This is a genomic window from Labrys miyagiensis (genome assembly GCF_030160835.1).
Classification (GTDB): Bacteria; Pseudomonadota; Alphaproteobacteria; order Rhizobiales; family Labraceae; genus Labrys; species Labrys miyagiensis.
In genome coordinates this window covers 1-14589 of the sequence record NZ_BSPC01000015.1, presented here as the reverse complement: position 1 = coordinate 14589, position 14589 = coordinate 1, and the positions used below count along the sequence as shown (strand labels likewise).

Here is a 14589-nt window from a genome sequence, read left to right as displayed (position 1 = left end):
TGAGCAATGGAAACACGTGCGCACAATGCCTTGATCGGCCTGTTCACGCTGGCGGTGGTTGCCGCGGCCCTGGGCTTTGTCGTGTGGTTTGCCCGCATCTCCGAGAGCCAGACGGTGAAGCGCTATGAGGTGGACTTTCCGGGCTCCGTCAGCGGCTTGTCGGTCGGCTCCAGCGTGACCTTCAACGGCATCCGTGTCGGCCAGGTCGAGACCCTGGACATCAACCCGAAGGACCCCTCCGGCGTCGTGGCGATGATCAGCGTCAGGCAGACGACACCGGTTCACACCGATACCTCGGCCCGTCTCGAATTCGCCAGCATCACCGCCAACGGCAACGTCCAGCTGATCGGTGGCAAGCTCGGCGCGCCCGATCTCCTGCCGGAGCCCGGCCAGGAGGTTGCCATCATCAAGGCACAGCGTTCCGAGCTGCAGAACCTGTTCGACAGTGCCCGCGATACGGTCAACCAGGCTTCCAGCACGATGGAACACATCAACACGCTGATCAGCCAAAACCAGGACAGTATCTCCCAGACTATCCAGAACATACAGACCTTCACCAAGGCGCTCGCCGACAATTCCGGCGATGTCGGACAATTCCTGCATAATGCCGGCGTGGCGGCGACGAGCATCGCGCGCCTCGCCGACAACCTGAACGGCATGTCGGGCGATATTCAGAAGCTGATCCAGGCCGTCTCGCCGGATAAGATCGACCACATCGTCTCCAATGTTTCGGCGATAACCGATCAGTTCGCATCCTTCTCCAAGGCCTTCGACTCCGCCAAGGCGCAAGCGGCGATCGACAATATTTCCAGTTTCACCAAGACCTTGGCCGATATACGCGACCCGTTGCAGACCTTCGCGACCAACGCGTCCTCGCTCATGGCGCAGCTCAACACCATGGCGCCGAAGCTCGATGCCGGGCTCGACAACATCAACAAGATCACAGCGGCGGTCGACAGTAAGAAGGTCGGGCAGGTCGTCGACAATGTGACCAATTTCACCGCGGCCCTGGGCCAGAACGCCGACGAGCTCTCGGGATTCATCAAGGACGCGCACAAGGTCTCGAGCGACCTGACCGGCATGACCTCCAAGGTGGCTATGGCGCTGGACAGCTTCAACAAGGTCGCCGCCGCGATCGATCCGACCAAGGTCAACAACGTTGTCGGCAATGTCGATAAATTTGCCCAGTCGCTCGGCGATTCCACCACTCAGGTCCGGCAGATCGTGGCCGACGCCAGCGATCTCGCCCGCAAGCTCAATCATACCGCCGACCAACTCGACGGCATCATGAACAACATCACCGCCATGACGTCGGGCCAGGGCGGCCAGGGCATGTTCACCGAGATCACCGAGACGGCTAAGTCCATCCGCCAGCTCGCCAACAATCTCGATGCCCGGACGGCGATCCTGTCGAAGAATCTCGACCAGTTCACTGGCTCGGGCCTGCGCGACTATCAGCAGTTGGCGGTTGACGGCCAGAAAACACTGCAGAATATCCAGCGCACCCTCGACGGCCTGCAGCGCAATCCACAGCAGCTGATTTTCGGGCCGAAATCGAATATCCCTGATTACAAGGGCAAATGATTATGCAATTTGTCAGTATGCGTCTTGCTTATCCTCGTTTGTCCTTGCCTGTTCTGCCCGTGCTCGCCCTTTCGGGAGCCTTGCTGCTGGGCGGTTGCTCGACCCTGATCAGATCCCCGCCGCCCGCGACCTATGACCTTACTGCCCCTACGCAGGTCACGGCACGCGGCAATGGCCGTGCCCAGATCATGGTTGCTGAGCCGACGGCGCTGCAGGCGATCAATTCCGACCGTATCGTGGTGCGCCCGGGCAGCGGCGAGATCACCTATCTGCCGGGTGCCCAATGGGCCGACCGCGTGCCCGTTCTCGTGCAGGCCCGACTGATCCAGACCTTCGAGAACGCCCACCGCATCGGTATGGTCGGCCGGCCCGACGACAAGTTCACGCCGGACGCCGTGCTCAGCACGGAGATCCGTGATTTCGAGATCGAGGCGGGTAGCAACCCCGTGGCCGTCGTGACGATCGCCGCGCGTGTCGTGAGCCAGCGTACCGGCCGCATCTCGGCGGCAAGCCTCTTCACAGCCCGCGTCCCGGCCGCAGGCACCGGCGGCCAGCAGGCGACGTCCGCGCTCGACCAGGCACTGAAGAAGGTGCTGGTCGACATCATGGTGTGGGCGACGAGCAAGGTTTGATAAGCTTCGACTGAAACTTCATCTCATGCCGTCAATTTATTGATATATCTCTATTTTTAGCAGAAAATGTTGCCGGCATCCCAATGAAATCGCGGTCTGGGATCACTGTCCCGGCTTCAACTGAACAGCACGGCCTTCTTGGCGAAGGGCATCGCCTCGATCTCGCCGATCGTCATGGCTGGCACGATGGGCGGATGGGAAGAAGCCGCGGTCGCCTCCGCAACTTCGGCAACGGGCGCAAGCTCTCTCTCCGCGGCCTCCTCGGGCTCGAGGCGAAGCGGGGCTGAGAAGACGGACTCGCTCTCGTCGACGGGCTCTTCGTCGATGAAGGTTACCAGGCTCGTTCGCAGGGGCTCGTCCGCTACCGGCTTGGCGGCTTCCACGGGCTCGACGGCATCATGGTCGACATCCTTGTGCCAGCGCTGCGTGACCAGGTGATTGGTCGGCAGGATCAGTTCATGGCGCGGTGGATCCTGGGTCAGCAGGGCCTCCGCCGCTGCCTCGTCGAGCTCGATGATCGGGAAGGGCTCGGCGCTCGCCGTCTCGGCTTTGGTTTCCTTCGGGGGAGGATCGGAGGGGATCCCAGCCGCCATGACCTGTTCGGCCTGCGGTGCCGGAATCGCCTCGGCCAGAAAGGATTCGAGCTCAACGAAGACGTCTCGCTCCGGTGGCACTTGCGCCGGCGCAGGCTCTTCATGCAGCAGCGCGGAAGCAGAATCAGCTTTGGCGATATCGAGCGCCTCAGGTTCGAGCGAGGCAATCTCTTCGGCGCCAACGGGGGGCGGCTGGACAGCAGCCTCCGCAACGACAGGCACTTCATGAACGGGCTGGGGCTGTAGTTCTGGCTCGATCGGAGAAGGTTCCGGTTCGCCCATGGAGGCCTCGGCCTCATGGGTCGCCAAAGGCTCCACAATCACCAGGTCAAATGCTTCCTCGTGGGTCTCGGCCGGAATGGCCTCGGCCAGAGCCGCCTCGTGATGCGCCGGATGCTCCACCACCGTTTCGGCCTCTGCCTCGAAAGGCGCTGACAGGCCGCGTGGTGTCGCCGGAACGATCTGCGCCGCCGCGATGGCCTGCGCGATATCGGCCATGCCCCGCGTCACCTCATCCCGTGCATCGAAGGTCCCGGCACTCTGCACCAGGCGTTCCAGCCGGCGGATGGCGCTCAGTACCGCATCGGTATCGGCATTGCGGTTACGACGGCCATATTCGGCCAGGAACCAGCGTCCGCGCGCGGTCTCCATCACGGCCGCTTCGATGGCCCCGTAATCTTCGTCGCTCAGCAGCGGTTCTGGCCGGGCAGGTTGCATCAATTGGCGCTCGTCAACATTCGAATGCGGGCGTAAGAGATTCAACGAATCATCATTCGATCGATTCTTCATCCATATAAGCCAAAGCCCCCGCCTGGAGCCAATCCTGCGCGGCGTTTTCCCCCGATGTCTCTGATTTCCTTCAAGGATTGGAGCGCTTCACGCAAGGCTGCCATCGCGGCCAGTGTGACTTACGCCCTTTTGCTCACCGGCCCCGGTGTCTACACGCCGTTTTTCCCCCTCTGGCTGGTGGAACGCGGCTTCGATGCACGCGACATGGGGCTCTTGCTCGCCATTCCAATGCTGATGCGGGTGGCCAGCGCACCCTTCACCTGGATCGGCGACGGCGCACTCGGTCCGCGCCGCACCTTCCTCTTCATGGCCTGTTGCGCGGCCTTCGGCTATGCCGGCCTCGTCTTCGCGGAGGGGTTTGGCGCGGTTGCAGTCAGCCTTGCGGTGGCCTTCCTGTTCTCCTCGGCGGCCACGCCTCTCCTCGATGCGATCGTGCTCTCGGGCGTCAGCCGGCACGGCCACAAATACGGCCAGATCCGGCAATGGGGCTCCCTCGCCTGGCTGGTCTCTGGGCTGGCGGCCGGTCTGCTGCTCAAGCATTTGCCGATCACCACCGTGCCACCCATCCTGGCGATCCTTGCCGCCCTCACCGTCTTCGCGGGCCTGGCGCTGCCAGATGACCGCGGCCGCGGCCATCGGATGGTCAGGTCGCAATCGCTGGAGGGAACGGCGCCCCCACTCCTGCTCATGGCCGTGTTCGTAACGGGCATTTCCTGCATCCAGGGCGCCCATGCCTTTCTCTATAGCTTCGGCACCATGATCTGGCAGAACCAGGGCTTTTCAAGCTTCCAGATCGCCGAGCTCTGGGCCATCGGCGTGGTGGTGGAGACCAGCGTCTTCCTGTTCGGCAGCAATATCGCCGGAGCGCTGGGCCCCTATCGCCTTATCCTGTTCGGCGGCCTCGCCGGCGTGCTGCGCTGGACGCTGCTGGGCTTCGCTCCATCACACGGCTTGGCGGTCGCGGCGTTGCAGGTCATGCACGGCTTTACCTTCGCCTGCGTGCATCTGGCGACCATGGGCTGGATCGCCCGCTTCACCCGCAGACCCTCGGCGCGCCAGGGCCTCGTCGCCTCGGCGATCGGCATGGGCCTCACAATCGGCACGGTGCTGGCCGGACAACTTTACCAGCTCTTTTCAGCCCACGGCTATTTTGCCATGGCCTTCATAGCCGCCCTCGGCATCGGCCTCGTCATGCTTGCCAGCGTGTTCGAGGCCCGAAATCAGCCCCAGAGCCCGGCTTCGGGCGGGTAGACCAGGTTGCCTTCATAGTGCAGGCCCGGTTCGCGGTCTCTCGACAGCAGCAGCGGCCCGTCGAGATCGATCACCTTCGCCTGGCCCCCCAGCAGCAAGGCGGGTGCCATGGCAAGCGAGGTGCCGACCATGCAGCCGATCATCAGATCGAGATCGAGGGCCCGGGCGTCACGGGCGAGAGCCAGGGCCTCGGTGAGACCGCCTGCCTTGTCGAGCTTGATGTTGATGGCGTCGTACCGCCCGGCGAGCTGTCGGAGCGAAGCACGGTCGTGCAGGGATTCATCGGCGCAAACCGGCACCAGCCGCTCCACATCGGCAAGGGCGCCATCATCCGAGGATGGCAGTGGCTGCTCGATGAGCACCACGCCGACATCGGCGCAGGCCCTGAAGTTGGCGGCGAGATTATCGGCGCGCCAGCCTTCATTGGCATCGATGATCAATTGGGAATGGGGGGCATTGCGGCGGACAGCGGCGATGCGGGCGGCATCATCGGCTGTACCGAGCTTCACTTTCAGCAAGGGCCGGTGCGCAGCCTTGGCAGCGGCTTCGCCCATCGCCTCGGGCTCGGCGAGCGAGATCGTATAGGCGGTGATCACAGGCTGAGGCGCCGTCAGGCCGGCAAGCTGCCAGGCAGGCTTGCCCGCGCGCTTGGCTTCCAGGTCCCAGAGTGCGCAGTCGACGGCATTGCGGGCGGCGCCTGCCGGCATGGCACTCTGCAGCGCCTCCCGGCCGAGCCCGCCTTCCAGCACGCCGCGCTGGGCCTCGATCGCGGCGACGACGCCCTCGACCGTCTCGCCATAGCGGGCATAGGGCACACACTCGCCCCGGCCCGTCACGCCGTCACGCTCGATTTCGGCCACCACCACCACGGCCTCGGTCTTCGAGCCACGCGCGATGGTGAAGACATTGGCGAGCGGCCAGCGCTCGACCGAAAGAGAGAGACGCATGCTCACGGCGGGCGCTCAGGCCTGTTTCTGCGGTGTGTTGACGATGAGGCCGTCGAGATTGTCGCGTACGCGGATCTGGCAGGACAGGCGCGAATTGGGGCGAACGTCAAAGGCGAAGTCGAGCATGTCCTCTTCCATCGGCTCTGGCTCGCCCACGAGCGGCATGAAGGTCTCGTCGACATAGACATGGCAGGTGGCACAGGCGCAGGCGCCGCCGCATTCGGCCAGGATGCCCGGTATGCCGTTGCGGATCGCCGCCTCCATCACCGTCGATCCGGGCTCCGCCTCGACTTCGCTGTCATGCCCGGTATGATCTCGGAATATGATTTTTACCATCGTCCATCTCAACTTCTGACAGGCGTTCTATATAGAGCGCTTTGGCAAGGTTCCAGTCCGGCGCTGCATTGGCGTCCCACGGCCGCCATCTGGAATTGTAGGGCGCAATTGCCCAACATCGCCTCATTCCCGCGAAAAACCCCAAAACTGCCGCATTTCCATGTCGTCTCGACGTGGTAAAAAAGTCGTTAACGATGCTGCAGGAAAGCCGGTCCAAGCGGTTTCCATTCCCGACTGCGCAAGATAGGATTTTAAGCTGGTGGCAATGTCCCCAATAGATTGGGGCCTTTGCATACCCCGTTTCATGAGAAGCGGAACGAGAAGGGCAGCGCTTCGGCGCCAAGCCCGTCCGTATTTTGCGTGTGGGCGGCAGTGATAAGAGTAGCGTGAGGCAGGCGATGTCGACGAATAAATCGAAGGTCCAGGATCCGGCGGATGCCGCCCTGTCTGCGATCGAGGAGGCGCTCAGCCTGAGCCAGGCGGCATCCAACACGCCCGACAAAGAGCAAGCCCCAATGCCCAAAGTGGAGGAAGGCTTCAACTTCGAAGTCGAACCCGAACCGCAGGAACCGCCCGCCCTGGCCCCGGCGCCGATCGAGGACAAGCCCGCGGAGCGGCCCTTCGCCCGCGAACCCCGCTCTCCCGCCAATGACGACCGCGCCAGCGTCGGCCAGCTGCTGCAGGCCCTCCAGCGCCGCCCCTCCCCCGTGGCCTACTGGACTGCCCTCGCCCTCTCCGTCGCCTGGCTCGCCGGCGGTGCCCTTCTGCTCAATCTGCTCGGCAACCTTCAGCTCTCGAACCTGTTCCAGGGTGCGACCTATCAGGCCAACCCGGGCCTGGCGCTCGGCGTCCTCGCCGTCCTTCTGCCGCCCCTCTTCTTCTTCGCCGTCGCAGCCCTGATCTGGCGCGCCCAGGAAATGCGCTTCGTGACCCGCTCTATGACGCAGGTCGCCCTGCGTCTCGCCGAACCCGAGGGCGCGGCAGCCGAAGCCGTCACCTCGGTCGGCCAGGCCATTCGCCGTGAAGTCGCCGCGATGGGCGATGGCATCGACCGGGCGCTGGCACGCGCCAGCGAGCTGGAGATCATGGTGCATAATGAAGTCTCCATGCTTGAGCGCTCCTATACCGAAAGCGAGCAGCGCATCCGCTCTCTGGTCGAAGACCTCTCCACCCAGCGCGAGGCGATCGTCGGCAATGCCGACCGCGTGCGTTCGGCCATCGTCGTCGCACATGACGACCTGACGCTCGCTCTCGGCTCGGTCGCCGGACGGATTTCATCGGAGGTCTCGGAGGCCGGCCTGCAGGTGATGCGCTCCTTCGGCGAGCGCGGCAGCCAGCTCACCTCGGAACTCGCCAAGGTTGGCGACCATATGGTCGGCGCCATGTCCGATCGCGGCAATTCGCTGATCGAACGCATGACCGTCACCGCCGAGGCCGTGAACAATGCTCTCACGGGTTCGTCGGAGATGGTGACCGATCATCTCACCAAGCGCGCGGCCGAGATCACCGATCACCTCACCTCGACCTCCAACAAGGTCAACGAGACCTTCGCCACCCGCGCCAACGAGATCAGCGACACGCTGTCCTCGCGCGCCCTGCTCCTCAACGAGACGCTCACCAACAACAGCCAGCGCATTGTCGACGACATCGTCGAGCGCGGCACCGCGGTGAACGAGACGCTGGTGCGCACCGGCGCCAGCCTCAGCAACGCTTTTGCCGAGAGCACCGACGTCGTTGCCACCTCGATCCGTGATACCGGCTCCAAGATGGTCGAGCAGATCGTCGGCAGCGTCGCGGACGTCAACTCGACGCTGCGCACGACGGGCGATGCCATCCTCGCCGACCTGCAGAACCGCGGCATGGATGTCGCCGGCCGCCTCGAGGGAACCGCGACGCATATCGCCGAGATCATCACCACACGCGGCGGCGATCTCGCCGACCGCCTGTCGCTGACGGGCGAGCGCATCCACGAATCCATCGTGGTCGGTGGTGGCGATATCGACCGCCGTCTCGCCGCGACCGGCCAGACCATCGTCGGCAATATCGAAAAGCGTAGCGCCGAAGCCGAAGCCGTCGTCGCTGCCTCCGCCCAGCGTCTGCAGGCGATGCTGGAAGAGGAAGGCAACCAGCTCTCCGGCCGCATCAGCACGGCAGCCCGCGATGCTTCCGGCCTCCTCGCCGTCAGCGGCGACACCCTCACCCGCGTGATCGGCGAGCGCAGCGCCGCCGCCGTCTCCCAGATCAATTTCGGCGTGTCCCGCCTGGAAGACACCGTCAAGACCCAGACCGATACTTTCGGCAAGTCCCTCGCCGACCGCCTCGACGAGCACGAGACGCGCAGCCAGCAGATCGCCGATAACCTGCACGCGCGCCTCGACGAGCGCCTCTCCGGCCTGGAGACGCGCAGCCTCGCCCATGCACAGAACGTGCATGCTGCGCTCGACGATACGCTGTCGGGCTTCGACACCCGCTTTGCCAACAGCGCCACCGCTCTCCATGGTGGCCTGGAAACGCGCATGTCGGAGTTCGAGCAGCGCTTCCAGTCGCTGTCCACCCTCGCCCATGCCGATCTCGACCGCCGCCTCGGTGATTTCGAGGCACGCTTCGGCGAGAACATCCAGAACAACCGTTCGGGCCTCGACGAGACGCTCCGGAGCTTCGAGCAGCGCTTTAACGGCAATGCCGAGCAGACCCATGCGGCTCTCAACCTGCGCCTGGGCGAGTTCGAGCAGCGCTTCGGCTCGAGTGCCGAGGATGCACATGCCACGCTCGACCAGCGGCTCGGCGTCTTCGAACAGCGCTTCGGCTCCAGCGCCGATGGCATCCATGCTGCGCTCGACAAGCGCCTTGGCGATTTCGAACGACGCTTCGGTTCCAACGCCGATGACATCCATGTCGCGCTCGACAGGCGCCTTGGCGATTTCGAGCAGCGCTTCGGCTCCAGTGCCGAAGAGGTGCACGCTACGCTCAACAAACGCCTCGGCGAATTCGAGGACCGCTTCGGCTCGACGGCCGACAATGCCCAGGAAGGTCTCGACCGGCGCATCAGCGAATTCGAACGCCGCTTCGGCTTCAGTGCCGAGGTGGCCCAGGCCGCCTTCGAACAGCGCCTCGGCGTGTTCGAGGACCGCTTCAGCAACAGCGCCTCCAATGCGCAGTCGGCTCTCGACCAGCGCCTCGGCACCTTCGAGGATCGCTTCAACTCAAGCGCCGCGAATGCGCAGGTCGCTCTCGACCAGCGCCTCGGCGCCTTCGAGGAACGCTTCGGTTCCAGCGCCGGTCATGCGCATAATGTGCTCGACCAGCGCCTGGGCGAGTTCGAGAAGCGCTTCGAGGTCAACGCCGAGAATGCCCATGCCCTGATCGACAGCCGCCTCGGCCAGTTCGAGCAGGATTTCGTCGGCAACGCCAACAACGCCCATGCGCTGCTGAACACGCGCATGAACGATTTCGAGCGCCGCTTCCAGCTCATGACCTCGACGGCCGCCACGAATTTCGAGAACCGGATCAACGACTTCCAGACCAGCTTCACCGACAACCTGCAGGCCAACCAGTCGGAACTGGCCTCTCGCCTCGGCGACTTCCAGGCCCGCTTCAACGGCGACGTGCAGAACACGCAGGCCGCCCTCGACGACAGCCTCGCCGCCTTCGAGATGCGTTTTGCCAGCAACACGGCCCTCGTGCGCTCTTCGCTCGACCAGCGCTTCGGCAATTTCGAGACGCATTTCATCAACAACTCGTCGACGCTACAGGATGCCCTCGACCAGCGTCTGGCCACCATGCAGGCCCATGTCGCCGCCAATACGGACGTCGTCCAGGGGGCCATCGCCGACAAGCTCAACGCCTTTGAGACGAAGTTCCAGTCCAGCGCGACGACGGTGCACGCCACCATCGAGGACCAACTGCGTGCCTTCGAGGAGAGCCTCAACAACCGCATCAACACGGTGACGCAGTCGCTCGAACGCCAGATCGCCGCGCTCGACGACATCGTCAGCAATCGTGGCCAGGCCCTCGCCGCCAAGATTGGCGACGATACCCGCACCCTCAGCGACGATCTCTCGCAGAAGCTGCTTGGTTTCGAGAGCTCGATCCGCCTGCATGGCACCCGCCTCACGGACCAGGTGCAGGATCACACCGCCAATGCGGCCGACCTGCTCGGCGGCAAGCTCGATGCCTTCGATGCCCGCTTCGGTTCGCACACCGCCTCCGTCGCCCAGACGCTGGACGACAAGCTGGCGACGCTCGATGAGAAGATCGCCAACCTGGACGAACGCATCGCCAACAAGGCCGGCGATGTCGCCATGGTGATCGATGGGCGCTTCGCCCGCATCGACCAGGGCCTCGACAACCGCGCCCGCGCCCTCAACGAGACGCTGGCGACCCGCACGCTCGAACTCGCCAAGACCCTCGGCGAGGGTGGCAAGGACGTCACCGCCGCCCTCGAAAGCAAGGTCCGTGAGGTCTCCGACCTGCTGGATGACCGTGCCGCGACCATCGGCAACGTACTCGACAACCGCGCTGCCGCCCTCAGCGACCTGCTGAACGGCCGCGCCAGCGAGATCAGCGGCCTCATCGATGGCCGCACTGCAGCGATCGGCGATGCCCTCGACAGCCGTGCCAGCGCGATCACCACCCTGCTGGACGGCCGCGCCGGAGAGCTCACGGGCGTCATCGACAGCCGCACCGCAGCGATCGCCGATGCCCTGGACAGCCGCGCCGGCAAGATCACCAGCCTGCTGGACGACCGTGCCAGCGAACTCACGGGCCTCATCGACAGTCGCACCACGGCGATCGGCGATAGCCTGGATGGCCGCGCCAGCACGATTACCAGCCTGTTGGACGGCCGTGCCAGCGAGATCGCCCGCCTCATCGACGGCCGTTCGGCTGCGATCGCGGACACGCTGTCGCGCCGCGCCGACGACATCGCGGCGGTGCTCGGCAGCAAGGGTTCCGATCTCACCGAGACCCTCAGTGCCCGCGCCGAGGACCTTACCTCGCATCTCGACAACCGCTCTGCTCTGATGAGCAACGATCTGTCCTCGCGCGCTTCGGAGATCGCGGCGCATTTCGACGGCAAGACCGCCGCCATCGTCGACACGCTGACCAGCAAGGTCGGCGAAATCGACCACGCCCTCGGTTCGCGTGCCGACGAGATCGCCCATGCCCTCGACAGCCGCATCACCCGCTTCGAGCAGGACGTCCTCGGACGTCTCGCGGACCTGGCGGATGCCCTCGACTCGCGCGGCCTGCATATCGCCGACACGCTCAGCGAGAAGGTGCAGCGTGTCTCGGTCGACCTGTTGCAGAACATCGCCACGGCCGATGCCACCCTCGGCCGGCTGTCGGGCGATGTCGGCGCCAAGCTCGGCGAGCGCGCCGACGAGATCAACGCCCTGCTCGACACGCGCGCCAATGAGATGGCGGGCCTGCTCAACGAGCGCGGCCAGCATCTGATCGACACGCTGAACCAGATCTCAGCCGACGTCGCCACGCAGCTGCGCGACAAGACGAGCGCGATCAACGCCCTGATGGGCGCACGTTCCACCGAGATCGCCAATGTTCTCGACGAGCGTGGCCAATATCTGGCCGATACGCTGGCGAGCCGCAGCACCAACCTGTCGGCCGAATTGCGCGATATCGCCCAGACCGTGGCCGAGGCCCTGGATGAACGAGCCACCCAACTGGCCGATCTCATCGGCCAGAAGGGCGGCGACCTGGTCGAGGCTCTTGGCAACAAGCGCACCGAACTCAGCGATGCCCTCGCCTTCTCCTCCAACGCACTCTCCTCCGCCATCGAGACCCGCTCGAGCCGGGCGATCAACGATCTCGGCGCGCTGCATCTGCGGGTCCGCGACGAAATTGCCGCCCTGCTCGATCGCGTGTCAGGGACCAACAACACGTTGCACGAGACGCTCGACAGCTCGGCCAAGGCCCTCGACTCCATCGAGGGTGGCCTCTCCGATCGCCTGCGCGACTTCCAGTCGACCATGCTCAGCCTGGCCGACCAGACCAACGGCGCCACCGACCGTGTGGGCGACCAAGTCTCGACGCTGCGTGATCTTGCCGCTAACCTCATCAACGATGTCGGCACCATGGCCTCCCGCCTGGAAGAGCAGAGCAACCATCTCACCAACGCCGCTTCGGTGCTGAACGAGACGCAGACACGTGTCGACCACGCCCTGGACGAGCGCCGCTCGACGCTGGAAGCCCTGGTTGCCACGGTCGGCAACCGGATCGAGGCGATGGACGAGATGATGAAGTCCTTCGGCACGGTGATCGAGGAAAAGCTCGCCAATGCTGAAAGCAAGGCGCGCCAGACCAGCGGCCTGCTCGCCGACAACGCCAACACGACAGCGCAGACGATCGCCGACCAGTTCGAGCTCATCCGCGCCACCACAGGCAAGGAACGCGAGCGCACCTCCAGCGCGCTCAAATCGGCCTATGATCAGGCGGTCGAGGAGATCAACGGCCTGTTCGGCAATGCCACCGAACGCTTCTCGGAAGTCGCCGAAGAAATGCGTGGCATGACGAAGACCGTGAAGCAGGAACTCGAAGCCACTCGCTCCGAGCTCAAGCGCGGCCTGCTCGAGATCCCGAAGGAGACCTCGGATTCCACGGCGACCATGCGCCGCGTGGTGGCCGAGCAGATCCAGGCCCTCAACGACCTCGCGGATATCGTCAGCCGTTCCGGCCGTTCGCTCGACATCACCGAGCCGGATCGCCCGGTACCGGCCCCGCTGCGCCTGCGCGAGCGTGACCGCGAGCCCGAGGTGGCGGCCGAGGCCCCCGCTCCGCGCAGGCCGGAAATGCCGCGCGCCGCGCAGTTGCCGGCCACTCCCACCGCTCGTCCGGCGCCGGAACCTGCACCCGCACCGGAGCCCAAGCCCGCGGCGCCGGCACGCAGCACGGCTGTGGCTCCCGTAGCACCGCCTCCGGAGAACCGTGGCGGTGAACGGCGTGGCCGTGGCTGGCTCTCCGAGGTCCTGGCCCGCGCCTCCCGCGAGGAGACGGACCAGGCTCCCCAGGCCGGCACCCCGGCTGTCAGCGCCTCCTCCCTCGACACGCTGTCGGTCGACATCGCCAAGATGATCGAACATGACACGGTTGCCGAGGTGTGGGACCGCTATCGTCGCGGCGAGCGCAACGTGTTCTCGCGCCGGCTCTACACGCTGCAGGGCCAGCAGGCCTTCGAGGAAATCCGCCGCCGCTATCGCCGCGATCCGGAATTCCAAGCGACCGTGGACCGCTATGTCCAGGAGTTCGAGCAGCTCATCGCCGAAGTGGATCGCGAAGACCGCAGCGGCAACATGGCAAAGACCTATCTCACCGCTGATTCCGGCAAGGTCTACACCATCCTCGCCCACGCCGCCGGCAAGCTGGCGTGAGGTAGCGGACAGAAGATGAAACAAGGCCCCGGCAAAACCGGGGCCTTTTTTGTGGATCGACCTTCAGGTCAATCCAAGAGGCCCTTCCCTGCAAATCGCCACTTGTGATCACAAGCAGCGAGGCTAGATTACGCGAACCTGCCCAGAAGGAATCCCACCGTGGACCTCGCCTCGCAATCGCACGCCCTTCTCGTCGTCTATACGCTTTACATCGTTGCCACGGCGAGCCCCGGGCCGAGCAACATGGCGATCATGGGCATCGCGATGCGCCAGGGGCGGCTGCCCGCCCTCGCCTTCACGGCGGGCGTGATGACAGGTTCGATCACCTGGGCGCTCCTGGCGGCCACCGGCATCTCCACCCTGCTCGCGGCCTATGCCAACGCCATCTTCGCCATCAAGATCGGCGGCGGCCTCTATCTCCTGTTCCTCGGCTGGAAAGCGGCCCGCTCGGCCATCAAGCCCCAGCCCCTCGATCGCAGTCCGGTAACGGGGCCTGTCGATTATGGCAGGCTCTATCGTCGTGGTCTGATGCTGCATCTGACCAATCCGAAATCGATCCTGTCCTGGATCGCCATCATGTCGCTCGGCCTGCAGGCGGAGGCGCCGGGCCGCACCATCCTCGCCATCATTGCCGGCTGTGCCCTGCTCGGCATCACCGTCTTCGGCGGCTATGCGCTGCTGTTCTCCACGGATCTCATGGTGCGTCTCTACCAGAAGACCCGGCGCTGGATCGAGGCGACCCTGGCGCTGTTCTTCGGCTTCGCCGGCATCCGCCTGCTGATGACGCGGCTATAAGGTTTCTGAGAGCGCAGGCAGGAAGGGCGCATGTGGTGTGCCGGTCTTCAGAGCCTGACCGAAAGTCGACGGAATCTCGACTTTTTGTCATTGCCGGGCTTGTCCCGGCAATCCAGGGAAGCGCAAACGTCGGAAAGGCGGAGTCTGGATACCCGGGACAAGCCCGGGTATGACAAAATCTGCGCCTCCCTCGGCTTCTTCACAACTTTTGAGTCAGGCTCTGAATTCTACTGAGTCACGATTTTAGGAGATTCGCGCGCGTGTGGGATTTGGTAGG

8 protein-coding genes are annotated in these 14589 nt (G+C 64.6%); 5 read left to right on the top strand and 3 right to left on the bottom strand.

The genetic code is table 11. The annotated features are described in order from the left end of the window. The first annotated feature begins 6 nt into the window (after positions 1-6). Positions 7-1584: an MlaD family protein gene (locus tag QQL24_RS08445; protein ID WP_284311537.1), complete on the top strand. Its 1578-nt coding sequence runs from the start codon at positions 7-9 to the stop codon at positions 1582-1584. A gap of 44 nt (positions 1585-1628) precedes the next feature. Continuing rightward, positions 1629-2216 carry an ABC-type transport auxiliary lipoprotein family protein gene (locus QQL24_RS08440; RefSeq protein WP_284311536.1) on the top strand — a complete coding sequence of 196 codons (588 nt, stop codon included), beginning with the start codon at positions 1629-1631 and terminating at the stop codon, positions 2214-2216. Between the two features lie 116 nt (positions 2217-2332). On the opposite strand, the gene QQL24_RS08435 is transcribed toward QQL24_RS08440, so the two are convergent. Beyond that, positions 2333-3529 (bottom strand): hypothetical protein, encoded by a 1197-nt coding sequence (locus tag QQL24_RS08435; RefSeq protein WP_284311535.1) that lies wholly within the window; start codon positions 3527-3529, stop codon positions 2333-2335. Between the two features lie 123 nt (positions 3530-3652). On the opposite strand from QQL24_RS08435, the gene QQL24_RS08430 reads away from it, so the two are divergent. After that, positions 3653-4849 carry an MFS transporter gene (locus QQL24_RS08430; RefSeq protein ID WP_284311534.1) on the top strand — a complete coding sequence of 399 codons (1197 nt, stop codon included), beginning with the start codon at positions 3653-3655 and terminating at the stop codon, positions 4847-4849. Here the strand turns inward: QQL24_RS08430 and dgcA are convergent. Together dgcA and QQL24_RS08420 are read right to left on the bottom strand one after the other, a co-directional pair. Then, positions 4819-5796: an N-acetyl-D-Glu racemase DgcA gene (gene dgcA, locus QQL24_RS08425; protein WP_284311881.1), complete on the bottom strand. Its 978-nt coding sequence runs from the start codon at positions 5794-5796 to the stop codon at positions 4819-4821. The genes QQL24_RS08430 and dgcA overlap by 31 nt on opposite strands. 15 nt (positions 5797-5811) lie before the next feature. Beyond that, positions 5812-6132 (bottom strand): 2Fe-2S iron-sulfur cluster-binding protein, encoded by a 321-nt coding sequence (locus QQL24_RS08420; RefSeq protein ID WP_284311533.1) that lies wholly within the window; start codon positions 6130-6132, stop codon positions 5812-5814. A gap of 398 nt (positions 6133-6530) precedes the next feature. On the opposite strand from QQL24_RS08420, the gene QQL24_RS08415 reads away from it, so the two are divergent. Beyond that, a complete protein-coding gene (locus QQL24_RS08415; RefSeq protein WP_284311532.1) occupies positions 6531-13517 on the top strand; it encodes an apolipoprotein A-IV repeat region-like domain-containing protein in 6987 nt (2328 codons plus the stop codon). Positions 13518-13676: 159 nt separating this feature from the next. Then, positions 13677-14312, top strand: a complete 636-nt coding sequence (locus tag QQL24_RS08410; RefSeq protein ID WP_284311531.1) for a LysE family translocator — start codon at positions 13677-13679, stop codon at positions 14310-14312. Positions 14313-14589 lie beyond the last annotated feature (277 nt).